The organism is Paraburkholderia sp. J41, from assembly GCF_905220235.1.
Lineage (GTDB): Bacteria > Pseudomonadota > Gammaproteobacteria > Burkholderiales > Burkholderiaceae > Paraburkholderia.
In genome coordinates, this window is sequence record NZ_CAJMZE010000022.1 from 47,905 (window position 1) to 71,251 (window position 23,347).

Below are 23,347 nucleotides of genomic sequence, written 5' to 3' on the forward strand. Positions count from 1 at the left end.
AGCAGGAAGCGCGACAAGAAGCGCAGCCTGAGCCTTTCACTTCGCCGCGCCGGGCGCCGAACCGGCGCCCAGGCGATATAACGCGCTCAGGCCAGTGCCGCGTCGCCCGCAAGACGGAAGCGTCCCGCGGCGGCCTTCAGCCTATCGGTTTGATCCTTGAGCGACGCCGCGGCCGCGGCGGCTTGCTCCACGAGCGCCGCGTTCTGCTGCGACATTTCATCCATCTGCGAAACGGCGCGGTTGACTTCCTCGATGCCGTCGCTCTGCTCGGCCGAGGCGCGCGCGATCTCGCTCATGATGGTCGACACGCGGCTCACCGCCGCGCGCACTTCGCCGATGGTCTGGCCCGCCTGCTCGACAAGGCGCGAGCCGTCGTCCACGCGCGAAGCGGATGCGTCGATCAGCGCCTTGATCTCCTTCGCCGCGCTCGCCGAACGCTGCGCCAGCGTGCGCACTTCTCCCGCCACCACGGCAAAGCCGCGGCCTTCCTCGCCCGCCCGCGCGGCCTCGACAGCCGCGTTCAGCGCGAGGATGTTGGTCTGGAACGCGATGCCCTCGATCACGCCGATGATCTCGTTCATGCGTTTCGCGCCGTCGTGGATGTCCTTCATCGCGACGATCACCTGGCTCACGACTTCCGCGCCCGCGCCCGCCGTCGCGTTGGTCGATTCGGCAAGCGCGCGCGCCTCGCGGGCGTTCTCGGCGTTTTGCGTGACCGCGCTGGTCAGTTGCTCCATGCTCGCCGCCGTTTCCTCGACGGAAGCCGCCTGCGCCTCGGTGCGCGCCGACAAATCGGCGTTGCCCGCGGAAATCTGCTGCGTGGCGGCGGAAATCGACTCGCTGCCGCGCGCGATCTGCTCGATCATCGAAGCCACGCCATCCTGCATCTGCCCGACGCTTCGCACGAGGCGGCCCATTTCGTCGCGGCTGTCGATGCGCAATTGCCGGGACATGTCGCCTTGCGCGATGCGCTCCACGTGCTGCACCGTCATGTCGATCGGCCGCGAGATCGCGCGCAGCAGCGAAAAGCCGCTCGTGATGCAGGCGAGCCAGCCCGCGACGATCGCCGCGGCCGTGAACGCGAAAAGCGTGCGGTAGCGGTCCTGCGCCGCCTCGTTGCGCGCCGCGCCCTGGTCGTTGCGGAACTTGTCGAGCGCGGCGCTCTTTTGCGTGAGCGCGGAAGCGAGCGGCGGCATGTCCACCATCGCGATATGGTCGGCGCGGTCGTGGTCGCCGTGCCGCATGGCGTCGATCATCGGTTCGAGCGCGCCGTGCAGCATCGCGGCGCGCGCGTCGGCCACGTCTTTCGAAAGCGCGGCTTCGGCGTCCGAAGCAGGCAGCGCGCGGTAATCCTTCCACGCCGCGTCGGAGACGGCGAGATAGCTGAGCGCCTTGTCGATGAGCGAGGCCGTGCCGGGCGCTTCCGGATGCAGCAGCACGCGGTCGAGCGTGGTGCGCACCACCGTGAGGTTGAGGTTCGACTTGCCGAGCGCCGTGGCGGCGGCCACGTCGCTGCCGTAAGCCTGCGCCACCGCGCCGTTGGATGCATGCATGCCGGCGATGCCGAGCACGCCGGTCACGGTCAGCAGCAGCCCGAGCAGCGCCAGCGTGGCAAGGAGACGGAACTTGATGGTGAGCTTCATGCGGGCCTGAGCGGAAAAAGAGAGGTTTCCCGTGTTATCGGCAGGAAATCGCCGGAACTTCACTGCGGAATTTTTTGCGCGACTCATTGCGCGACTCATTGCGCGATTCACGGCTCGATTCACGGCGCGATTCATTGCCCGATTCGGCACACGATTCGGCGCATGATCGCGCGCCCCACTCGCCCGGTTTCCGAAACGCGCCGTAACACGCCTTCCACGCGCGTGCGCCAGTGCAAGGACTCGTAAGCCGCGAGTCAAAGCGCCCGCTGATTTCTCCTTCGTCAAAACCGCCTGGCGGCGAAGATGACCCCGCGTTGCATCGGTAGCCCCGCTTCGAGGCGACGCGGGGCGCGCTTCTTTCTCTCTCTCGCGGCGCGCCCTCCTTTTTCCTTTCAAGCCGCTTCAAAAGCCGCTTCAAAAGCCGCTTCAAAAGCCGCTTTAAAGCCGTTTCAAAACCGTTTCAAAACCGGTTAAATCCGGCGCAATCCGCCAAGGAGGCCATTCATGACCAGCCCTATCGGCTCCAGCAGCACGAAGTTCACACCGCTGAATCCGCCGACCAACCCCCGCAACGCCAACCCGACCCCGGCCGGCACCGCGACCGGCACGCCGGCCCAGCCCGAAACCGTGCATCCGGCCACGCCGGTCGGCCCGCTCGGTCACAACATCAACACCACCGCATGATGGCTTTGCTTTGGCGAGAGGCGTTGCCCGCGCGCCAACGCTCACGCTCGCGCTTGCCCTCGTGGATGGCGCGCGCCACGCGGGCCGTGGCGCTGGCTTGCCTTGTCCTGCCGCTCGACGGTTGCGCGGTGGGGGCGTTTCCCTGCCGGGTCGCTTCGGCCACGCTGAAGATCGTGCCGGTGGTCGGCCATGCCGCGTCCGTGCCGTTCGACGCGTGCGCGGCCGCCATCGACTGATCGACTGATTGAGGTTCCGCGATGAGACGGTCTCCATTGATCGCTTTGGCCGTGTGCGCCGCGTGCTGTGCCGCGTGGCATGCGCGCGCGCAAGCGCAGACGCAATCCGATGCGCCGCTCGAAGCGCAGGCCGCCGGCCCGGTGCGCATGACGGCCACCCTCGCGAGCGCCGCCCCCGCCCAGGCACCCGCCGATGCGAAAGCCAATGCCCCGCTCAAGCCGCCGGCCGCCTACGTGCCCGGTTACGCGCCCGCCTACGCGCCCCGTCACGCGCTCGGTTACGCGCCCGCTCGCCGCGCCGCCAAGCGGCACGCCGCGCCCGGAGCCGCTGCGGCCATGGTGCGAACGCGAACGGCCGTGCCCGACGATACGCCGTTCGCGTTTCGCGGCATTCCGCTCGGCATCACGCTGGCCGCGCTGCGCGCCACCCACATGGTGCGCGCCACGCCGCACGAGAGCGAACTGCTTTGCGAAACCGACATTGCCGGCGGCGATCTGGGCATGACGATCAAGAGCGACGCCAGCCTCACGGTCGCGTGCCGCTGGGCGCACCGCTCCGCACGCGGCTGGGTGTCTTCGCATGCCGTCGTGGACGGCGCGCCGGCCGCCGATCACATCTTGCGCTTCGCGCATGCGGCAGCGGGCGAACCGCTGCGCCTCTACGAAATGTCGTTCGTGGTGGACGGCATGACGGCGTTCGATCTGCGCGATCTGCTCGCCTCGCGTTACGGCGCGCCGCGCGTGCTCGGCGCGCCTTCGCTGCCGCTGCTCGTCTGGGACAACGGCGCCAGCACGATCACGATTTGCCTCCTGCCCGCCAGCGGCCGCGCCACGCTCACTTATCTGCTCAAGCCCGACGGCCTGCAAGGCAAAGGTGTCGACAAGGCGCTGAAGATCAGTCAGTTCGACGAAGGCTGACCAGCAACCCCGCACCCGACGCATCCTTCGAATTCCACCACGAGCTTGCCATGTCATTGATTAGATCGGAATCCTTACTTTTTCGCGCGGCTCGAACGGCGCGCGTGCGGCTCGTGCCTGGCGCCCTGCTCTGCGCGTCGATTGCCGCGGCGCTGCCGGGCTGCTCCACGCCCGATTCGATCGTCAATACGCCCATGACGCCGCCGCTCGCCGAACCGCCGCTCAACGTCAACACCAGCGGCTCGATCTATCAGATGGGCACGGCCATCGCGCTCTATGAAACGCCGCGCGCGCAGCGCATCGGCGACGTGCTCACGATCCGGCTTTCCGAAGCCTATAGCGGCAACGACAGCGCCACCGCCACGGCCAGGCGCGACAGCTCGATCACGGCCACGGCCGCCGACCAGTCGACGGGCGCGGCGGCGCGGCTCGCGCGACTCTTCAATATCGGCTCGGCGTCCACCTCGTTCAACGGCACCGGCAGCCATGCGCTCTCAAGCGACATGACGGGCACGCTGGCGGTCACGGTAATCAGCAAGACGCCCACGGGCAATCTCGTGGTCTCGGGCGAGAAGCTAATTGCGATGAGCGGCGAGCATCAGCGCTTGCGCCTTTCCGGCATCGTCAACCCCAACGACGTGGAAGCCGACAATTACGTGGATTCAGGCAAGATCGCGAACGCGCGCATCGAGCAGGTGGGTCACGGCCTGCTCAACGACGCCACCACCGTGGGCTGGCTTCAGCGCATGTTCCTGAGCGTGCTGACGTTCTAAACGGATTCGCGCGGCGAAGCCTCTCCGGACTTCGCGCCGAAACCGGCGGACGAATTCGAACGGCGCATGCCGTCATTCGCCGAACTGGTCGGCGTAACCCATTTCGCCATCGGGCACGAACACGTAGCCGTGGCCCCAAACCGTTTGCAGATAGCGCGGCTCGGAGGGATCGGTTTCGATCAGCCGCCGCAAACGCCAGATCGCAACGTCCAGGCTGCGATTACTGTAACGCCCGGTTTCCCCGTACACGATCTCGATGATGCGCTCGCGCGAAAGCGTCGTCATCGCATGATTGACGAACACTTTCAGAAACGCGAACTCACTCGAACGCAAGGGAATGCGCTCCGCGTCGCGAAAGAGTTCGCGCGAGTGAAAATGCAGCTCGAACGGCCCGAAGCGAAACGAAGCACGGTTTTCCGGCGCGCCCGTGAGCGTGGCGATGCTGTGGCGGCGCAGAATCGAGCGAATGCGCGCGGCGAGTTCGCCCGGGTCGAAAGGCTTGCCCAGATAATCGTCGGCGCCGAATTCAAGACCCATGACTCTGTCGACCACCTCGTTGCGCGCGGTCAGCAGAATGACGGGCAGATCGTCGCCGCTGTCGCGCAGGATGCGCAGCGCGCTCAGCCCGTCGAGTTCCGGCATCATGACGTCCAGCACCACCACCTGCGGCCGCTCGGTGCGCAAGCGCTCCTGCAACGCGCGCGCGGAAGCGAGTTTCGTCACGATGAAGCCGCGCATCTGCAAATACTCGGCGGTAACGTCGCGCACGACCGGGTCGTCGTCGACAAGAAAGAGGGTATTGGCCATGCCCGAATCGTAAGTGACGCCAACAAACCGGCATAGGCGGGCGGCCTTACCATTCCTTTCCGCGCGGCCCCGCGCGAAAGCATTACTGGCCGCTCGAAGCCGCAGCAAGCGTGCTGCCCAACTCCATTTGATCGACCACCATGCCCTCCACGAGACCTTTCAGCTTGACGGCAGCGCTCGAATAGCGGTCGGTGCCGAGTCCGTGAACCTCGTAACGCGCCGAAACGGCAATATGGTTGTGCAGAAGAATCGTGAGATTGATCGTCGAAAGATAGGCCCGACTGTCGTCGCTGAACGTGGGACGGCCGTATTCGATCGAGGCGTTGTAGACAATGCGCGCGTCGCAACTCACTGGCTCGGTGCCGGGACTATAGACATCGGACTGCACGCCGCGCTGCGCGAGCACGAGTTGCAGCGAAGGCACGAAGTCGGCGGCCGTGACCATCGGGTTGTTCTCGATACAGATCGACGCGATATTCACGGGGCGGCCCGTAATGAATTTCGGCGACGAGTAATTCGCGGCCACCGCATAGCCCGCCTGAATCACCGAGCCGGTCGCGTCGGCGGCCGTGATGAGCGTCCACGCGCAGCCGTTGAGACCCAATGCCAGCGCGAGCGCGGCGCCAATTTTCACTGCGCGCGCGAAGGGCATGCGAGAGACCAGTTCGAGTGACATGAATGCGGATAGCGGTGACGTGTCTGGGCTGCGCAATAGCGAAAACGGCAACGCGAAAACAACAGCGCGCGATTGGCAGGGCTCGGCATGTATCTTCGCGGCAAAGCGTTGGGCACGATGGCCGCAACATCGGCCAAACTCGCGCGACGCTTCCCACTTCTTCGCAAATCTCTCTCCAGGTAAGTAACGCGAGTGAGTTTCGTGCGCGATGAATGGCGTCTGTTACGGTGCCGAGCCATGGCGTAAGGCTTCGTAAGCACTGCTGCATTCCGGCTTTTGAGCCGGGCTTTGCGTCGCGGCTCGCGCGCATATCGTTTCACTGCGGTTTGCACTGCCGCGCCTTGCGCCGTGACGACACCGGGCGAGCCGCCCGCCGTGTCCCGCCTTCTTCGCCATTCAACCCATCATGCCCGCCATGAATCGAGAAACGAAAAACCGTCGCGCCCCCCTTTTCAATCGCGGCTTGAATGCCGCGGCGATCGCCCTCTTCGCGTCGCTTGCCGGCTCGCCGCTCGCTCACGCCGCGAGTTTCCGCTGCCTGCATAACGCGTCCGCCTCGGAACGACTCGTGTGCGGCGACCCCGCGCTTTCCTCGCTCGACGACCAACTGGCCGCGCTTTACCGCAATGCCGTCGATGCCTCGAACGACGCCACCGCGCTCGAAGCCGACCGCGTGAGTCAATGGCAATGGCGTCAGCACAACTGCAAGGACAAGGCGTGCGTGACGGACTGGTACAACCGCCGCATCGCCGAACTTCAGGGCGATGTCCAGCACGGCAAACGGGCCGCCGCGCAACGCGTGAAGGACAGCGTCGTCGACCAGCATCTCGCGCCCTCGGCGCAGGACGCCGTGCTCGAAATGAAGCACATCGAAACGAAGCCGAACGGCCGAAACACCGCGAACGACGCCACGGATGCGACGAACGCGGGCGCGAAAGCCGCGCCGGCCGGGAGCGATACGCTGCATCTGAAGAAGATGCCGAGCGGACTGGCCGCCGACGCGCGCGCGCAGCGGCTTGCCGAAGCGCACCGGCATCACCTTCCGCCCGGCGACGTCGCCCCTTCGGCGATGGAAGCGAAAATGGCCGCGTCGGGCGGCGCATTCGCGAAGGCGGCGGGCATCGCGCCCATCGACGCAACTACCGACGCACCTACCGACGCACCCGCCGACGCACCCGCCGCTGAATCCACCGATGCCCCGCGCGCGCACCGCCAAACGGAAGCGGAGACGGCAGCGGAAACGGAAGCGAAAGCGGAAGCGAAAGCGGAAGCGAAAGCGGCGAATCGCGCCCAGGAAAAAGCGCCGGATCAAGCCGAAACGGCGAAAGCCGTGGCGGAAAAAGCGGCTGACCACGCAGCGGAAAGCGCCGCGCCCAGCGCCGCCAAGCCCGACGCCGCTGTCGCATTAAAATAGAACCACGCGTAAACGCAGGCAAGAAATCGTAAGATTCGCGCGTTTCTGCAACAGGTCGTTATCAAATAAAATATAGCGATGAGTCCACACGTTCTCATCGTCGACGACGATCCGGTCGTGCGCGATCTTCTCTCCCGCTTTTTGCGGACCCACGGTTTCGAAGTCTCCGTGTTGCACGACGGCACGCATTTATGCGAGCGGCTCGAGCGCGAGCGGCCTTCGGTAATCGTGCTCGACGTCATGATGCCGGGCACCGACGGGCTGCGCGCGCTCGCCTCGTTGCGCGCGAAAGGCGACGACATCCCCGTGATTTTCGCCTCCGCGCGCGCCGAGGTGCCCGATCGCATCGCGGGCCTCGCGCTGGGCGCGGACGACTACGTGGCCAAGCCCTTCGACGTGCAAGAGCTGTTGCTGCGCATTCAAACGGTGTTGCGCCGGCGCGGCGCCGCGCCGGCCGCCGCGCCCGAAGCGCGGGAAAGCTGCCGCTTCGGCCCGTTCGAACTCGACTTCGCCTCGCGCGCGCTGCTGCGCGACGGCACGCGCGTCCCGCTGCGCGACAGCGAATTCGTGCTGCTCAAGGTGTTGACGTGCCACCCGTATCGCGTGCTCTCGCGCGTGCTGATCCACGACCTGCTCTACGCGGACGGGCTCGAATATCACGAACGCAGCCTCGACGTGCCGATCTGGCGCTTGCGTCGCGTGATCGAAGACGACCCCTCGCAACCGCGCTTCGTGCAAACCGTGCGCGGCAAGGGCTATGTGTTCGTGCCGCTCGGCGACCGGCGCATGGACGGACACGCTGCGCCGCCCGCCGCCTGAACGCCCGCACGCATGAATAATCCGTTGAATACGCTGTTCGGGAGGATGGCGCTCATTTCCGCGCTCGTGCTGTTCGCGATCCAGGCGTGCTGGTTCGTGGTGTTCGCGCCGCAGCCGCGCCGCCACGAACTCGAAGGGTTCGAGCGCGGCCTGCTGCTCATGCTGCACACGGCCACGAATGCCGCGCCCAACGAACTGGAACTCGCGCCCGCCTTGCGCGTGCATCTCGTGCCCACCTGGAACATGCCCGCCGACGTGCGGCTCGAAGTGCCGCAGCGCGAACCCCTTGCCGACCTGCGCAAGCAACTGCTGCGCGACTTGCCGCCCGGCACCGAAATTCTCGCCGACATGCGTCACCAGGAAGCGCTCTGGGTGCGTTTTCCAGGCCGTCCGACGTGGATCGTCGCGCCCGTCGATCTGCCGCCCGTGCCCAACCTGCTGCCGCAATTCGGTTCGCTGCTCGTCATTTCGCTGCTGCTCGCCTTGCTCGCGATGTGGCAGTTGCAACGCCCGCTTTCCCTCGTTTCGCAGGCCGCGCGCGCCTTCGGAACGGGGAATCGCCCCGCGCCGGTCAAGGTGCATGGGCCACGCGAATTGCGCGAATTGATCGGCGCATTCAACGGCATGATGAAACAGCTCAACGACGCCGACGACGATCAGGGCGTCATGCTCGCGGGCGTCGCGCACGATCTCAAGTCGCCGCTCACGCGCCTGAAACTGCGCGCGAGCATGCTGGCTTCCGACCGCGAGCGCGAGCAGTTCACGCGCGAAGTGGATTCGCTCAACGACATCGTGCAGCAGTTTCTGGAGTTCGCGCGGCAGCGCCCGGAAGCGAGCCCCGAAGTCGTGGTCGATACCTTGCTGAGCGAGCAATTCTTTTCCGAATCCGCCGACGAAGACGACGCGCACTCGCTATTCAAGCTCGATTTGCAAGCGGGACCGGAATTTCGCATGCCGCGCACCTTGCTTGACCGGCTCGTGTCGAATCTCGTCGACAACGCGCTCGAACATGGCGTGCCGCCCGTGGAAATCGCCACGCGCCGCGACAGCGCCCATTGGGTGATCGAAGTGCGCGATCACGGTCCGGGCATTCCGGCCGAACGCGTGGCCGCCGCGATCAAACCCTTCGTGCGCCTGGACGAAGCGCGCGGCGGCGAAGGCCATTGCGGGCTGGGTCTCGCGATCGTCACGCGGCTCGTGCGCAACCAGGGCGGCCGCTGCGAGTTGTCGAATCACCCCGAAGGCGGATTGCGCATCACGATCTCACTGCCTGTCGAGTGAGCCGGAGTCAGTTCGAATGAGTCGGCGTGACGTTATGCACGCCGCCTAAACGAGCAGCCGCGCGCGCAAGGTATCGACCGTGGCCGAAGAAAGCCCGAGCCCCGTCGTCAGATAGCGGTTGAGATCGCCGAAACCGTTCTGCAAGGCGTCGAACGCGCTTTGCAGATAACTGGCCTGCACGGGCGGCGCGACGTTGAGCGCATCCACGCCCGTCGAGCGCCACGCATTGGTCAGCAGAAAGTCGGCGACGACGATTTCGAGCGGCACGTTCGCGATCAACAGCAACAACGCGCTCGCCCAGCCCACCACGTCCACCCCGGCGCCTCCGCAAATCAGTCCCGGCCCCGACTCCTCCGCGATGTGCTCGAGCAACGCCCCATAGGCGTTGCATTGCGCGCGGCCGATGACGAAGCTGCGCCAATGCGCCTGCATGGCCGCGTCCAGCTCGACGGCCTGCATGTTGGCGAACGACGGCGGCGCCAGCGTGCCGAGCACGTTGAGCGCAAGACTGTTCGCACTGCCAAGCGCCGCGCGCGGCGTGTTGCTGTTTTCCATGGGCGTGCGCAGATCATACACGCAGGCGATGCCGAGGCTTTCGAGCGTGGCCGCGTCCGCGGCGTTGGGCGTGAGCACGTCCGAGCGATAGACCACGCCGCGGCGCACATGGCCGCCGTCGCTGGTGGAATAGCCGGGCGCGGCGCCGCCGACGTCGCGGAAATTCGCCACGGAATGAACGACGGGCGTGGGCGCGTCCTGCGCGCCACCGTCTCCGGTGTAATCGCCGCCGCATGCGCTCAACAACGGGCTCGCGCAGCCGCCCAGCGCGAGCACGCTCATCGTGCCCTTGAGCAGCCGGCGGCGCGGCAGGCTCGCGAGCCCGGCGTGGCCGTGCCGTTCGCAACCGCCGGCGGCGCGAGCGGCTCCGTGTACTGGACGCGGCACAGGCAAACGCTTGCGCGCCTGCGCGAGCGAAGTTGAGTAGGCGGAGAAAAGCAGGTTCATCAATTACGTCGCGCGTTGCTTGCGTTCGGAAAGGTCGAAGTTTACAGGCAGATGCACGCCAAAAGGTTACGGTGCAAAACGCTGTAATAGTTCGTATTGTTTCGGGATGCGATGCGTCCCTATGTACCCCATGCGCCCTATGCGCCATGCCGACGCCGGCGGCCGTGGCGCCTTGAACCGCATATCGTAAAGCGTCATAAAGACGATTCACGCCGCAAGCACACAGGCAATTCGCTTTACTCCTTTCCAATCCTTACCTTGCGAGGAGCATTGCTGCTATTTTCCGTTTAATTGATTATCCGCATACACGATATACGCGTGTCAAGAAATTCATTTTCAATTCTCACCAATTCTTCCTGAATATTATTCTTGACGCGCATTGCCGCGCTTTTATAATCGGCCCGGAAACGGTGAAAGCCAGTGGGAGTCCCGCGCATGTACAAAGGCAGTGTGACGGATGAGGCGCGCGAAGTGCTCCGCGCGATCGAGTTGATCCAGCTTGGCGCGCGCATGCCCGTGCTCGAAAAGGAATTGATGCTTTCGCGCAATCGTTTGATTCGCGTTTATCGCGAGCTAAAAAGTAACTCGCCACCCAAAGGCATGTTGCCTTTTTCGGCGGACTGGTATTTCACATGGCTCCCCAATATTCACGCCTCGCTGTTCTATAACATCTTTCTTTTTCTCAAAGACACGGCGAAATGCAGCCGCCTCGACGCACTCACGCGCGCCTATCGTCTTTATATCGAACACTGCGAGCATTCGAACTCCGAGCGCGTGCTCAGTTTCACGCGCGCCTGGACCTTGTTGCGCTTTTTCGATGGCGGCCTGTTGACGCTTTCGCGGTGCCAGGTTTGCCGCGGCCGCTTCGTTCGGCAGATCAACGACGCTTACAAGCCTTTTACCTGCTCGCTATGCGCGCCGCCCTCGCGCGCGGGCGCCACGCGCAACCCGCTCGCGTCGCAACGCGCCACCGCGCTGTTACCGGCGCCCGGCGGCGCCTGACCTCGCGCGCGCTTGCCGTTCGCCCCAACTCGCGTATCCGCGGCGGCAATCGCGCGGTGCGTTAATCAAAGTGGAAAGGAAGGGATCATGCAAATCGGGGGCAGTCACCAATCCGGCTACGACAACGCGTTGACGCGTCTCTTCGACAAGGACGCGACAGCCGATCCTGCCGCGACGGACAGCATGGATTCGGCCGACGATTCCAGCAGCGTTGCTGCGCGTTTTCCATCGCAGGACGATGCGGTGCGAATCTCGCCGCAAGGCTATGCGGCGACCGCCGACGACGATGCCGACGACGTCGATGACGCCGATGACGTCGATGACGTCGATGACGGCGACATCGGCGACATCGCGGAACAAGGTGATGCGTACGGCGGCACATCCTCCGAAGCCGCCGACCAGGCCAACGCCCAGCCCGTCAAATCGCTCGTATACGGCACGCTCGGCCTGGACCGCCCCGATCAGCCCGCCGACCCGAACCAGGCGTATTCGACGGGACGATGGATCGCCGCGGGCCTGACGCTCGGCGGCATCGTTTCGCTCTTTGTTTGAAGCGCTTTTAAGCAAAACAGACGGCGCGCGAAGCGCTTCGTGCCGCGCCGCACTTCGAGCGCACCGCGAGTATCGGCATGCACACGGCATGGCCGTCAATTCGTCGCGACCTCGCGCTTCGACGCGCATGCGTCGCATTGCCCGAACACCACGAGGCTCGAACTCGAATAGCTGAAGCCGTGCGCCGCGGCAATCACCGCATTGCGCGCGTCCATTTCGGCGTCGCGCATGTCGTGAATGGCGCCACAGGTTTCGCAAACCAGATGCGAGTGCGGCCCGTGATCCAGTTCGTAGACCACGCGTTGCTCGCCGATCGAAGTCGAAGTGAGCAGCCCGGCCCCCACGAGGCCGCCCAGTGCGCGGTAGACGCTGGCGAGACTGCATTGCTCGACACCCTGCGGCACCTTCCTGAACACCTGGTCGGCGGTCATGTGTTCGCCGGGAAACTCGTGAAAGAGCTTGAGCACGACGACGCGGCTCGAGGTCGGGCGCATCTGGACGCGCTTGAGTTCGGTATAGATCGCTCGCATGACATCGGACGTTCGTCCGCAATTATTTAGTGTTGCCGATGAAACCTGAAGTTATGCTTAAGCTCTGCCGCACTCCCATCCGGCCCGCGTTAGCGCATTTCCGCCCGTAGTTCGCGCACGCCGCGCCCAAGCTTACGGCGCAGTAAATTGCGCAGTGTCGCGGCGTTGTCATAACCCACTTCGACCGCGATCGTCTCCAGGTCATAACCGCACGACACCAGGTGCTGCGCGTGTTCGATGCGCAAGTCCTGAAAGAACGCGAGCGGCGACTTGCCGAGCACGGCTTCGGTGCGGCGCTGCAAGGTGCGCGTGTGAACCGCCAGGGCGCGCGCGGCATCGTGCAGCGAAAAGCCCGCCGAAAGATTGGCGCGCGCCCAACGCTCGAAGCCGGCGATCATCGGATCGGCGTGCGCGAGATGGTCGGGAATGATGTAGCGCGCCTGCGAATCCCGCTTGTCGATCAGCATGAAACGCGCGACGAGGGTTGCGAGATCGGGCGTCATCCGGCGCACGAGCCAGAGCGCGAGATCGAGATGGCCCATCAGCGCGCCCGCCGTCACCACGCGTTCGCAAGCCACCACCATGCGCGAATCGTCGAGCCGTACGGCGGGATAACGCTCGCGAAAGAACGGCGCGAGCGACCAGGTCGTGGTGGCCTCGCGCCCGTCGAGCAACCCCGCCTCGGCCAGCAGGAACGTGCCGATGCAGGCGGCCCCCACGTTGACGCCTTTCGCATGCCACGGCCGAAGATGCGCGAGCGCCTCGCGCACGTCGCGCCGTTGCAGCGCCGCCGCGAGTTTGTCCGGCTGCTTCGCATTGATGGCCGGCACGATCGCCCAATCGGGCTTGCGCACGGCGGCGAGCGGTTCGACCAGCGTGCTGAGGCCGAGGGCCGTGCGGATACGTTTGCGCGCGCCCACGAGCTTCACGTCGAAAGGCGGTTTGGCGAAACCGTTCGCGACGGCCAGTTCGTTGGCTGTCGCGAACGTGTCGAGCAGCACGGTCATGCCGGTGTCGAACACGCCGTCGAAAGCGAGGATAACGATTCGCATGTCGTAAATGATGACAAAAGATCGTTTACGACTATAGTGCGCGGCTCGTGCCGCGTCCAGACTCGCGTCCGCAGACCCGCGCGCTCAACGCGCGGCGGCGTCCAGCACCGTGAGATGCATTTCGCGGCGCTCGACAAACCCAAGCATCCGATAAAGCGCGATGGCGCCGTGATTCGTCGTCAATACGTGGAGGAACGGCGTTTCGCCGCGCCGGCCGATGGTTTCGATCAGCCGCTTCATCAGGCCGGCGGCCAGCCCTTGCCCGCGATAAGCAGGATCGACGCAAACCGCGCTGATTTCGGTGAAGCGGTCGAGCTTCATGCGCTCGCCCGCCATGGCGACCAGCCTTCCCTCGTTTCGGATACCGAAGTAATCGCCCAATTCGACGGTGCGCGTGCCGAACGGGCCGGGCTGCGCGAGCGTCGTGAGCGCGATCATGTCCTGCACGTCGCTTGCGTCGAGCCGCACATAACCGGTTGCGGCGCCTTCCATCGCCTTGCCTTGCCAGACCATTTGCACGAGCTTCGCCTGCCGCACGACGGTCAACGTTTCGGGCGGCGCGACCGGTTCGAGCGTTGTGAGGGCCGCCACGCCGTGACGCTGCACCAGCGCGTGCAAAGCATCGAACGACGAAGGCAGCGTATCCGTCATCGAGGCAAACGGCGCCACGGCGCCTGGATAGCGCAGCACGCGGCCGCCGCCTTCCGCGAACGCGCGGTGCGGGCCGGTTAGCGCGTTCCAGGTCACATCGTCCAGCGGATGAACGCCTTCGACCGGTTCGTGCGCGGTCACTTCAGCCATCGTTCGCTCCTGCGTTGAATAGGTTACGCAGTGTAGTTCGCGGGCATTCGCGTGGCCAGAGTCGTAAACGACATTATTGGCATCGTTCGCGACAATGGCATCCTGCTTGAACCCTGCGTGAACAATACGCGGCAAGAGGGGACGACAGAGCGGGCGCGACACACTGGCCGCCTGCGAAAATCCCGGCGAAATCAAAGCATCCTACAATACCGGATTGCCGGTTCCGGCCACCGCAACGGGAGAAAAGATGACCACGCGAAACGCCAATCCGCCGACGAACGCGCTCGCCGGCATCGCGCGGTAACACCATGCCGAAGGCCGCGCCTCCCGATCTCTCCGGCAACGCCGGCCACGGCAAGTCGGTGGCGAGAACCTACCCGCGCGGCATGCGCATCGACCCGCACCGCCACGACTGGGCGCAAGTGCTCTACGCGGTCTCGGGCGTGATGTGGGTCGAAGTCGGCCAGCAGGCGCTGGTCGTGCCGCCGCAGCGCGCCGTGTGGCTGCCGCCCGGCACCACGCACTCGATCCGCATGATGAGCGCCGTGGCAATGCGCAACCTGTACCTGCGCGAAGCCGACGTGCCGCATTTGAGCCGCGAGCCCGACGTATTCGAAGTCAACGGCCTGCTGCGCGAACTCATCACCACGCTGGCCGAAACGGGCGCCACGAAAAGCGACGATTATCTCGACGCCGCGTACCGGTTCGTCGCGCTCGAACTCGGCCATGCGGCGCGCTATTCGCTGCGTATTCCGCTGCCCGGCCAGAGCGACCGCCGCCTCGACATGCTGTGCCGCTCCGTGATCGAAAACCCCACGGCGGCGGTCAATTTCGAGCAGCATGCGGCCACGGTCGGCGCGAGCGTGCGCACGCTCGCGCGCCTGTTTTCGCAAACGCTCGGCATGGGTTTCGCCGAATGGCGCCGCCAGGTGCAGCTCGCGATTGCGGTGTCGAAGCTCGCCGAAGGGCAATCGGTGAGCGCGGTGGCGCATTCGCTCGGTTATCGGCCCAGCAGTTTCAGCGACATGTTCCGGCGCGAACTCGGCATGCCGCCTGGCGGATTTCACGGCAAAACCGGCGTGGAAGCGGCCCACGCCAATGCGCAAACGAGAACGCAAACGCAAACGCCGATGATGGGGCACTAGCGCTTTTCGGCCATAAAAGCCCGCAAATCGCGGTGCAAAAAGTTTGATTTAATTTTTTCGCGTAAAAATGCGATAATTCGCGTTCGCGATTTCAATCCGCTCGCGTCACACCGCCTTCATAACCCTTCCGCCAGCACCGTTACTCGTGCGGCGCGAGCGCAATGTCGTCCGCAGTGCTAAGTTAAACGCCTTTCTCGCCTATTCGATTAATTCGGCGATTTCCCGGGATTTTTAGCGCGTATTTTCCGAACAATCGCTTTTATTAGTCGCTCGACATAAAACAGTTATCTCATGATGAACGACCGCCCCTCCGTTTCCGCGTCCGCGCCGCCGGGCGAAACCACGTTGCGCCAATGGCTCTCCGTGTTCGCCGTGGCGATCAGCGCGTTCGCGTTCGTGACGTCCGAGTTTCTGCCCGTCGGCCTCCTCACGGAAATCGCGCACGATCTCGGCGTGACGACGGGCACCGCCGGGCTCATGGTCACCACGCCGGGCGTGATGGCCGCGATCTTCGCGCCGGGCCTCATGATCTTCGCGGGGCGCATGGACCGCCGCGTGGTGTTCCTGCTGCTCACGGCCATGCTGCTCGTCTCGAACTTCGTCTCCGCATGGTCCACCAACCTGCCCGTCATGCTGCTCGGCCGCGCCATGCTGGGCGCCGCGCTCGGCGGCTTCTGGACGCTCGCCACGGCCGCCGCCGGCCGTCTCGTGCATACCAGCGACGCGCCGCGCGCCACCGCCGTGATTCTCACCGGCGTGACGCTCGCCACCGTGATCGGCGTGCCGCTCGGCACCTTCATCGCCGGCTTTGCATCGTGGCGCATGTCGTTCATCGTCACGGGCGGGCTCGTCGCGCTCGCGCTCGCGGCGCAGGCGCTGCTCGTGCCCTCGCTGCCCTCGGCCACGGCGTTGCGCATCGCCGATTTCGTCGCGCTGCTGCGCCGCCCGCACATGCGCCTGAGCATGCTGATGGTCGCGCTCGTGTTCGGCGCGCACTTCTCGACCTACACGTTCATCGCGCCGCTGCTTCAGGAAGATTTTTCGATGGGCGCGATCACGCTGATGCTGCTCGGCTTCGGCGTGATCGGCTTCTTCTCGAACGCGCTGATGTCGATGGTGGTATCGAAACGCCTCAAGACTTCGGTTGCGGCCATGACGGCGCTGCTGCTCTGCGCGATCTCGGCGATGATCGTGCTCGACCACGTGCGCGCGGCCGAAGTCGCCGCCATGCTGACGTGGGGCGTCGCATTCGGCGCGTTGCCGCTGTGCTTCTCCGTGTGGATTCAGCGCAGCACCGACGATCTGCCCGAAGCGGGATCGGCGCTGTTCGTGAGCGTGATTCAGGTGGCGATTGCCGTGGGTTCTTCCGTGGGCGGCACGATCGTCGACCGCGCGGGCATACACGCGGATTTCGTGCTCGGCATCGGACTCGCGCTGCTTGGCCTCGTGACACTGCAACGGCTCGCGGCAATGGAGCGCCCCGCGCGAATCGCCGAACTCGATTGCGAGTGCAGCCCGTCGGTCGACTGAGCCGACGTGAGCGGTTTCTGTCCGCGATGCGTGGCCGGCTTCGGCGGCCATGCGTCTCGCACGATGCCCGCGCCGCATTCGGCGGTTCAGGCCGCGCGATCAAGGCCCGCCATCGGCACGCGACGATGCGCTTCACAAAGCGGCCGCGCAGCCGCCTGATCGACACGCTCCCCGCGTTCGTTATCGAATTACGTGCTCGCCCAGGCGGGCACGCTGCATACGACGACGAGTTGATCGCCGTTCAATACACCCAATAGACCCAATAGACCCAATAGACCGGAAGCCCCGAAGCCCCGAAGCCCGTTAGCCGCGGCGCGCGGTGTTCGTCACATCCGCATGACGTCAATGCGCTTGCGGCACGGCGGGCACGTCCGGTTGCGGCGGCGTGGGCGCTGCGCCGCGCTCGGCAATGGCCTGCGAAAGCAGGTCGCGCGCTTCATGACTGGACGAGTCGATCGTCAACGCATGTCCCGCGTTTTGCCACGCGCAATTCCAGTTTTGCTGACTCGCGCAAAGACGCGCGAAACCGAGCAGCGAATCGCGATCCGCCTCGCGCGAGGCAAGGTCCTCGCGCATGGCCTGCGCGTCGCTATTGCGCGGTTGCTCGGACAGCACGCGCGCAATCGCCGAATGCGCGAGCGCGAGGTTGTCCTTGTCGAGCCCCGCATGCGCGATGGCGAGATTGCGCGCGAGATCGGCGCGTGGATACATCGTCGATTTGCCGGTGCGCGTATCGTCCGTGGCAGCCACCGGCGGCGCGATCTGCGCCGTGACCGCGCGCGGCCGCGCCGGCGTTTCCTGCGCCGATGCCGCAACGCCTGCACCGGTTGCACCCGCTACCGGCGCGACCACGACGGGTTTGACCGGCGCAGCCGCAACGGCCACCGATTCGACCGGCTCAGCGGGTTGTTTGACCGTTTGCGCCGGCGCCGGGGGATCGGCCACCGCGCCCATCGTCACGCGCGTATTGTCGGTTTGCGATCCATTGTCGCGATTCATCGCCCAGAAAGAGCCGACCACACCCGCGATGATCGCGAGCGCCGCGCATACGTAAAACGCCTCGCGCGAATTCCGGTAAAAAGCGGCACGACGCCCGTAGCCCGGTTCCGGCTGCGGCGAGTAGTCGTCGCCATAAGGCGTGCTGCGAGGCGCACCGCGAAATTGAGGTTCGATCCCTCTTGCAGGCGCGTCCATTCGATAATGCGCGCCGCGCGGCGGTTCGTGCCATGCGGGTTCGGTTCGCGCGGTATCGGCGTGCAGGCTTGCGGGCGCACTCGCGGGAGCGCTCGTTTGCGCGCTCATTTGATTTGCGCCGCAATGGGGGCAAAAGATCAGCGGTGCTTTCATTCTGGTGCCACAGTGGCCACATTGCCACGGCCCAGAGCCAGCGTGTCCGGTTTCGTTCAGCATAGGAGTGCGAGAGCGTGGTTGCGTCGAACTCACTGCTGCCAGTCAAACAAGGCGCAGCGTTGTCGTATGTGAGTGGAAAGGCGGCGGACGTGAATGATATCACTCCGAATATGGGCTAGTTTTTCGCGAAGATCAATCGGCCAATTCCGCCACAATCTCACTTGTTGGCGGATTGATTCCTGAACGCATTTTTTATTCCTAACCGACCCTCAAATCCACTCCTTTTACATTGACTTACTACTCTCGCGCTTCGCCCGGCAGCACGGGCTTTCGTCGATAAAGGCGCTTGTTTGACGCTTGCGCGACGAAGCCGGTACGCTCGTCTTACGCAAGCCATTGTCGAGATACGGTTCGTCTACTGACTGACTCGCACATCGCAGTGGAAGTGAGTTTACGGGTTGTCGCGTGCAGGATGAAAACCTTCGCGACTTTATCGGCCGAGTTGCCGCCGAAAGAGACACGACACCATGCGATACGACACGCGTGAGCCGCGCACGAAGGCGTTCGGCGCGCGCGTGAGTGAAATCGTCTCCGCGCCAACCGGTTGGTCACATCACGGATTACAGTCGATACGGCTTTTCGTGGATGCCGGCAGCGCAAGAACGGCCAGCAGATCGCGCACGATGGATTCGAGCGGCGTGTCCGCGCCGAAGATCGCGGCCACGCCCGCCGCGCGCAGCGCATGACGATGCGCTTCGGGCACGATGCCGCCCAGCACCACGGGCGCGTCCACGCCGGCCTCGCGCACGGCGCGCAAGCATTGCGGCACCAGTTGCGCGTGCGCGCCCGCCAGCGAGGAAATACCGACGATATCGGGCGCCTGCGCGCACGCCCATGCCGCGGCCTCATGCGGCGCCGCGAACAGCGGGCCGAGCGCCACGTCGAAACCGGCGTCGCCGAGCGCCGCCGCGATCGTGCGCGCGCCACGGTCGTGGCCGTCCTGGCCGAGCTTCACGAGCGCCATGCGCGGCTTGCGTGCGTGCGCCGCGCGCCAGCGCGCGACGTCGGCCTGGGTGCGCGCCCATGCGGCGTCGTTCGCGCGTGCATCGGCATATGCGCGCGAGTCGGCAGTCAACGGCGCCTGCCAGCGCGGCCACACACGTTCGAGTGCGGCGGTGCATTCACCGACCGTGGCCCGCGCGGCCATCGCCTCGATCGTCGCCGCGAGCAGGTTGCCCTCGCCCGTTGCGGCCACTTGCGTCAGTGCGTCGAGTGCGGCTTGCACACGCCGGCTATCGCGTGCCGTCCTCAGTTGCCGCAAGCGTTCCGCCTGCTGCGCGCGCACCATGCGGCCGTCCACGGCGAGGCGCTCCGGCGCGGTTTGCGGCGCACCCCGATAACGATTCACGCCGATCACCACGTGTTCGCCCGTGTCGATGCGAGCCTGCACGCGCGCCGCGCCGCGATGCAGACGGTCCTGCACCCAGCCGGATTCGATCGCGGCAATCACGCCGCCGCGCGCATGGATTTCCGCGAGCGCGGCGTTCACGTCATCGACGGTTTGCGCCGTGAGCGACTCCACGAACCACGCGCCGCCCAGCGGATCGACGACATCGCAAAGGCCGGCTTCGTGCTGCAAGATCCGTTGCGTGTCGCGCGCCAGTTCCGCCGCCGAAACGCCCGGCAACGAAAGCGCCTCGTCCCATGCGTTGGTATGCAGCGACTGCGTGCCGCCGAACACGGCCGCCAACGCTTCCACGGTCGTGCGCACCACGTTGTTGTGAGGCCGCTCGGCGCTCAGCGTCGAGCCCGCCGTCTGGCAATGCATGCGCAACTGCATCGCGCGCGCGGAATGCGCACCGAGCGAACGCGCGAGTTCCGCCCACAAGACGCGCGCCGCGCGCAGCTTGGCGATCTCGCCAAAGAAGTCGCGGCCCACCGCGAAGAAGAAGCTCAGTTGCGCGCATACGCGGTCGGCGTCGGCACCTTGCTCGACGAGCCGCCGCACGTACTCGCGTGCATTGGCGAGCGTGAGCGCAAGTTCGAGCACGCCGCTCGCCCCGGCTTCCTGCAAGTGATAGCCGGACACCGACATCGCATTGAAATGCGGCATCTGTTCGAGCACATGGCTCACCACGTCGGCGGCAATGCGCAGCGAAGGCTCGGGCGCGAAGATATACGTATTGCGCGCCATGAACTCCTTGAGAATGTCGTTCTGGATCGTGCCGCGCAAGCGGTCCGCGCTCACGCCCGCCTCGCGCGCCGCGACGATGAATGCCGCGAGCACGGGGAGCACCGCGCCGCTCATCGTCATCGAAACCGACACGGTATCGAGCGCGATGCCGTCGAACAGGCGCTTCATGTCCTCCACGGAATCAATCGCCACGCCCGCCATGCCCACGTCGGCGGCAATTCGTTCGTTATCCGAATCGTAGCCGCGATGCGTGGGTAGATCGAACGCAATGGAAAGGCCTTTCGCGCCCTGCTCCAACGCACGGCGATAAGCGAGATTCGAAGCCGCCGCGTCGGCGTAGCCCGCGTACTGGCGTATCGTCCACGGCCGTTGCGTGTACATCGTCGCGTGAATGCCGCGTTGGAACGGATACTCGCCGGGGCGCGCGTCGAGCCAGGGAATATCGTCGATATCGGCGCGCGTATAAAGCGGCTTTCTCGGCCGCAAATCGGCTTCACTCATGCGACCACCGTTTGTGCGTCACCACGTCGGCAATGCGCACGCCATCGCCCGCGCGCGTGATGGAGCACCAGTGCGAAAGACCGTCGTGGCCCGCATGGCGCGCGCCGAATGCAAGAACGAGCCGGTCGCCGATATTGGCGTTGCCGTAGAACGCCATTTCACGCTCGACCAGCGAGGGCGGCGCGGAATGCGGCGCGGAGCGCCAGTGCCATTCGGCGCGCTCCACCATCGACTGAAAGCTGGCGAAATACAGCAAATGCGCGCCGTTGAAATCGAGCGACGGGCACGGCAGATAATCGACGCTATGCTCGACCACGTGCGCCGCGCGATCGAGCCGGCCATGACGCGCCCAGTCGCCCGCGCGAAAGCGTTTGGCCTGCTCGATCAGCGCTTGCGCGGCCGCCGGCGTCGGGCTCACGGCCGTGCCGTTGAACATTGCTTTGGACACCGAATGATTGTCGCCCGCCTTCTCGCGACGCACGAAGGTGGAAAGCATGTCCACTTTCGCGATCGCGCCTTCGGTGGTGAATACGCGGAATTCGCCGAAGTGCCGCGCGCCCGCGATGCGCCGGACGTCGGCTTCAATGGCGAAGCGCTGGTTCTCGCTCACGTCCTCGAGCCGCGCCTCGTGTATGCGCAGGGCCGTAAATGCCGCATACGACTTGTGTCCCGCTTCGTCGTAAAAGTCGGGCGAAGCAAGACTCGACTGCGCGGCGAGCGCGCTCCAGTGCAACTGCCCGCACGTACGCAGCAACCACTGCTCCGAGAGTCCCGCGAACGCCAGCTCCGGCATGCCCGCCACGTAATTCGTGCGCGCCGCCGCCGGGCGGGCGTTTCCGCGCACCCTCGCACGCGCCTCCGCACGCACCGCCTCACGCCGCGCGCGCATCGGGCCTCGCTAGCGAAAGGACACGATCGGCGAGATACGCGGCGTCGCGCGCGACGCCCGAGAAGCGGCCGGAGCCCCACGTATGCAGCCACGGCAGACCGAGAAAATAGAGGCCGCTTTGCGCGGTCACGCCGCGCACGTGGCCGGGATAACCGCGCCCGTTGAACACCGGCAAGTCGATCCAGCTAAAGTCGGGCCGAAAGCCGATGCACCAGACAATGCTGCCGATGCCGCTTGCCGCGAGATCGAGCGTCGCGCGCTCCTGCTGCGGCTCCCATACCGGACGATACGGCTCGCCCGGCGGCGCGCCTATGCCTTGCTGCGCGATGAACTTGTCGATCGACGCATTGATGCGGTTATAGGTTTCGTCCGCGCTATCGAGACTCGCGCGCAAATTCGTGCGAAATTGCAGCGCGCGGCCGTCGAACTCCTCCAGCACGCCATACAGTTCCATGCCCTCGCGCGCGAACTTGCGCAGGTCGATATCGCGCCCGCCGTCGCGGCCCGTCACGTAGTGATTCGTGTTGTCGCGCACGCCTTCGCGCAACGGATGCTCCTCCACGGGCATGTCGTAATACTTCATGTCCGCGAGCCAGTCCACCACGTCGCGGCCGCGATAGAAGCGCGCGCAACGCGGCGCTTCGCCCACCGCGAGCACGACCTTGCGCCCCGCGAGATGCAGGTCCTCCGCGATCTGCGCGCCCGATTGACCCGAGCCCACCACGAGCACGGCGCCTTCCGGCAGCGCGCCCGCGTTGCGGTATTCGGACGACTGAATCTGCACGATCGAGGCAGGCAAGCGCTCGGCCATGCGCGGCACGATAGGCGTGTGATAGCCGCCCGACGCCACCACCACCTGATCGGCGCTCAACGCGCCCTCGCTCGTCTGCACGAGAAAGCCGCCATTCGCGCGGCGCGACACGCGCGTAACGGCCACGCCCTCGCGCACCGGCGCATCCACGTGACGCACGAAGCCGTCGAGCCACGCGACGATTTCCTCTTTCTTCATGAAGCCATGCGGATCGTCGCCGCGATACGGATAATCGGGCAACGCGCATTGCCAGTTCGGCGTGACGAGACAAAAGGCGTCCCAGCGCTGCTCGCGCCACGTATGCGTGACGGTGCGCTTTTCGAGCACGACGTGGTCGATGCCGTACTGCTTGAGGCAATAACTCATCGACAAGCCGGCCTGGCCGCCGCCGACGATCGCGACGCTGAAATGCTCCTCGGCGTGATGGGACATGCAACTCTCCTTCAAGGGTTCAATCAACGCTCACGACGGTCACTTGCGCCGCCGGATGCGAACGGTATTGCGTTGCGGTGCGCTCGATCGCACTCCACTGGTCGAGCGCCGAGGAACACGCGTAGCCGAACTTCTCGCGCACGCGGCCGGAAGCGGCTTCGAGTCCTTCGTGCGCGCGCGCGAGAAAGTCGTCGAGCGCATAGGCGCCGGGGTGCAGGTAGTCGCGCACGATGGTCGAGGGCGAATAACAGCGTTCTTCCTTGCCGTCGGGCCAGCGCACGACGAAATGAGTCACGGGCATCGGG

Annotated in this window: 24 protein-coding genes; 11 read left to right on the forward strand and 13 right to left on the reverse strand. The window is 65.4% G+C overall.

Annotated features, from left to right (window positions below; translation table 11 throughout):
- Positions 1-86 precede the first annotated feature (86 nt).
- A complete protein-coding gene (locus U5805_RS21660) occupies positions 87-1,643 on the reverse strand; it encodes a methyl-accepting chemotaxis protein (protein ID WP_322105544.1) in 1,557 nt (518 codons plus the stop codon).
- A 504-nt stretch (positions 1,644-2,147) separates the two neighbouring features.
- Between U5805_RS21660 and U5805_RS21665 the strand changes: the two genes are divergently transcribed.
- The 4 genes from U5805_RS21665 to U5805_RS21680 all read left to right on the forward strand — a co-directional run bounded on the left by U5805_RS21665 (position 2,148) and on the right by U5805_RS21680 (position 4,254).
- Positions 2,148-2,327: a hypothetical protein gene (locus U5805_RS21665; RefSeq protein ID WP_322105545.1), complete on the forward strand. Its 180-nt coding sequence runs from the start codon at positions 2,148-2,150 to the stop codon at positions 2,325-2,327.
- Positions 2,328-2,392: 65 nt separating this feature from the next.
- On the forward strand, positions 2,393-2,563 hold the full coding sequence (locus U5805_RS21670; RefSeq protein ID WP_322105591.1) for a DUF6726 family protein: 171 nt from the start codon (positions 2,393-2,395) through the stop codon (positions 2,561-2,563).
- Positions 2,564-2,584: 21 nt separating this feature from the next.
- The gene (locus U5805_RS21675) at positions 2,585-3,481 is read left to right on the forward strand and encodes a hypothetical protein (RefSeq protein WP_322105546.1); all 897 of its coding nucleotides are present in this window, start codon (positions 2,585-2,587) and stop codon (positions 3,479-3,481) included.
- Positions 3,482-3,531: 50 nt separating this feature from the next.
- The gene (locus tag U5805_RS21680) at positions 3,532-4,254 is read left to right on the forward strand and encodes a flagellar basal body L-ring protein FlgH (RefSeq protein WP_322105547.1); all 723 of its coding nucleotides are present in this window, start codon (positions 3,532-3,534) and stop codon (positions 4,252-4,254) included.
- A gap of 72 nt (positions 4,255-4,326) precedes the next feature.
- Here the strand turns inward: U5805_RS21680 and U5805_RS21685 are convergent, their stop codons facing one another.
- The 3 genes from U5805_RS21685 to U5805_RS21695 form a co-directional block, all read right to left on the reverse strand.
- Entirely contained in the window at positions 4,327-5,061 is a 735-nt protein-coding gene (locus U5805_RS21685) for a response regulator (protein ID WP_322105548.1), read from the reverse strand.
- A gap of 82 nt (positions 5,062-5,143) precedes the next feature.
- Positions 5,144-5,695: a hypothetical protein gene (locus tag U5805_RS21690; protein ID WP_322105549.1), complete on the reverse strand. Its 552-nt coding sequence runs from the start codon at positions 5,693-5,695 to the stop codon at positions 5,144-5,146.
- 358 nt (positions 5,696-6,053) lie between these two features.
- Entirely contained in the window at positions 6,054-6,281 is a 228-nt protein-coding gene (locus U5805_RS21695; RefSeq protein WP_322105550.1) for a hypothetical protein, read from the reverse strand.
- A gap of 24 nt (positions 6,282-6,305) precedes the next feature.
- Here U5805_RS21695 and U5805_RS21700 point away from each other — a divergent pair, with 24 nt between their 5' ends.
- From U5805_RS21700 to U5805_RS21710, 3 genes are all read left to right on the forward strand, one after another.
- Positions 6,306-7,151, forward strand: a complete 846-nt coding sequence (locus tag U5805_RS21700; RefSeq protein ID WP_322105551.1) for a hypothetical protein — start codon at positions 6,306-6,308, stop codon at positions 7,149-7,151.
- A gap of 78 nt (positions 7,152-7,229) precedes the next feature.
- Positions 7,230-7,970, forward strand: a complete 741-nt coding sequence (locus U5805_RS21705; protein WP_322105552.1) for a response regulator — start codon at positions 7,230-7,232, stop codon at positions 7,968-7,970.
- 12 nt (positions 7,971-7,982) lie between these two features.
- Positions 7,983-9,251: an ATP-binding protein gene (locus U5805_RS21710; RefSeq protein WP_322105553.1), complete on the forward strand. Its 1,269-nt coding sequence runs from the start codon at positions 7,983-7,985 to the stop codon at positions 9,249-9,251.
- Between the two features lie 45 nt (positions 9,252-9,296).
- Here the strand turns inward: U5805_RS21710 and U5805_RS21715 are convergent, their stop codons facing one another.
- Entirely contained in the window at positions 9,297-10,253 is a 957-nt protein-coding gene (locus tag U5805_RS21715) for a tyrosine-protein phosphatase (RefSeq protein WP_322105554.1), read from the reverse strand.
- A 435-nt stretch (positions 10,254-10,688) separates the two neighbouring features.
- Here U5805_RS21715 and flhC point away from each other — a divergent pair, with 435 nt between their 5' ends.
- Together flhC and U5805_RS21725 are read left to right on the forward strand one after the other, a co-directional pair.
- A complete protein-coding gene (gene flhC / locus U5805_RS21720) occupies positions 10,689-11,255 on the forward strand; it encodes a flagellar transcriptional regulator FlhC (protein WP_322105555.1) in 567 nt (188 codons plus the stop codon).
- Between the two features lie 12 nt (positions 11,256-11,267).
- Positions 11,268-11,807 carry a hypothetical protein gene (locus tag U5805_RS21725; protein WP_322105556.1) on the forward strand — a complete coding sequence of 180 codons (540 nt, stop codon included), beginning with the start codon at positions 11,268-11,270 and terminating at the stop codon, positions 11,805-11,807.
- A 95-nt stretch (positions 11,808-11,902) separates the two neighbouring features.
- Here the strand turns inward: U5805_RS21725 and U5805_RS21730 are convergent, their stop codons facing one another.
- From U5805_RS21730 to U5805_RS21740, 3 genes are all read right to left on the reverse strand, one after another.
- Positions 11,903-12,337 carry a Fur family transcriptional regulator gene (locus U5805_RS21730; RefSeq protein ID WP_322105557.1) on the reverse strand — a complete coding sequence of 145 codons (435 nt, stop codon included), beginning with the start codon at positions 12,335-12,337 and terminating at the stop codon, positions 11,903-11,905.
- An 89-nt stretch (positions 12,338-12,426) separates the two neighbouring features.
- A complete protein-coding gene (locus U5805_RS21735; protein ID WP_322105558.1) occupies positions 12,427-13,389 on the reverse strand; it encodes a GlxA family transcriptional regulator in 963 nt (320 codons plus the stop codon).
- 84 nt (positions 13,390-13,473) lie between these two features.
- Positions 13,474-14,190, reverse strand: a complete 717-nt coding sequence (locus U5805_RS21740; RefSeq protein ID WP_322105559.1) for a GNAT family N-acetyltransferase — start codon at positions 14,188-14,190, stop codon at positions 13,474-13,476.
- A 308-nt stretch (positions 14,191-14,498) separates the two neighbouring features.
- On the opposite strand from U5805_RS21740, the gene U5805_RS21745 reads away from it, so the two are divergent.
- Both U5805_RS21745 and U5805_RS21750 read left to right on the forward strand, forming a co-directional pair.
- Positions 14,499-15,335: a helix-turn-helix transcriptional regulator gene (locus U5805_RS21745; RefSeq protein WP_322105560.1), complete on the forward strand. Its 837-nt coding sequence runs from the start codon at positions 14,499-14,501 to the stop codon at positions 15,333-15,335.
- 291 nt (positions 15,336-15,626) lie between these two features.
- A complete protein-coding gene (locus U5805_RS21750) occupies positions 15,627-16,865 on the forward strand; it encodes an MFS transporter (RefSeq protein ID WP_322105561.1) in 1,239 nt (412 codons plus the stop codon).
- 342 nt (positions 16,866-17,207) lie between these two features.
- Here the strand turns inward: U5805_RS21750 and U5805_RS21755 are convergent, their stop codons facing one another.
- The 5 genes from U5805_RS21755 to U5805_RS21775 form a co-directional block, all read right to left on the reverse strand.
- Positions 17,208-18,059, reverse strand: coding sequence for a hypothetical protein (locus U5805_RS21755; RefSeq protein ID WP_322105562.1), 852 nt, complete (start codon positions 18,057-18,059; stop codon positions 17,208-17,210).
- 769 nt (positions 18,060-18,828) lie between these two features.
- Entirely contained in the window at positions 18,829-20,910 is a 2,082-nt protein-coding gene (gene scpA / locus U5805_RS21760; RefSeq protein ID WP_322105563.1) for a methylmalonyl-CoA mutase, read from the reverse strand.
- Positions 20,903-21,754 (reverse strand): Pnap_2097 family protein, encoded by an 852-nt coding sequence (locus U5805_RS21765; protein WP_322105564.1) that lies wholly within the window; start codon positions 21,752-21,754, stop codon positions 20,903-20,905. The genes scpA and U5805_RS21765 overlap by 8 nt, the downstream gene beginning before the upstream one ends.
- 28 nt (positions 21,755-21,782) lie before the next feature.
- On the reverse strand, positions 21,783-23,042 hold the full coding sequence (locus U5805_RS21770) for an MSMEG_0569 family flavin-dependent oxidoreductase (RefSeq protein WP_322105565.1): 1,260 nt from the start codon (positions 23,040-23,042) through the stop codon (positions 21,783-21,785).
- A gap of 19 nt (positions 23,043-23,061) precedes the next feature.
- Positions 23,062-23,343 carry an MSMEG_0570 family nitrogen starvation response protein gene (locus U5805_RS21775; RefSeq protein ID WP_322105566.1) on the reverse strand — a complete coding sequence of 94 codons (282 nt, stop codon included), beginning with the start codon at positions 23,341-23,343 and terminating at the stop codon, positions 23,062-23,064.
- Between the last annotated feature and the right edge of the window lie 4 nt (positions 23,344-23,347).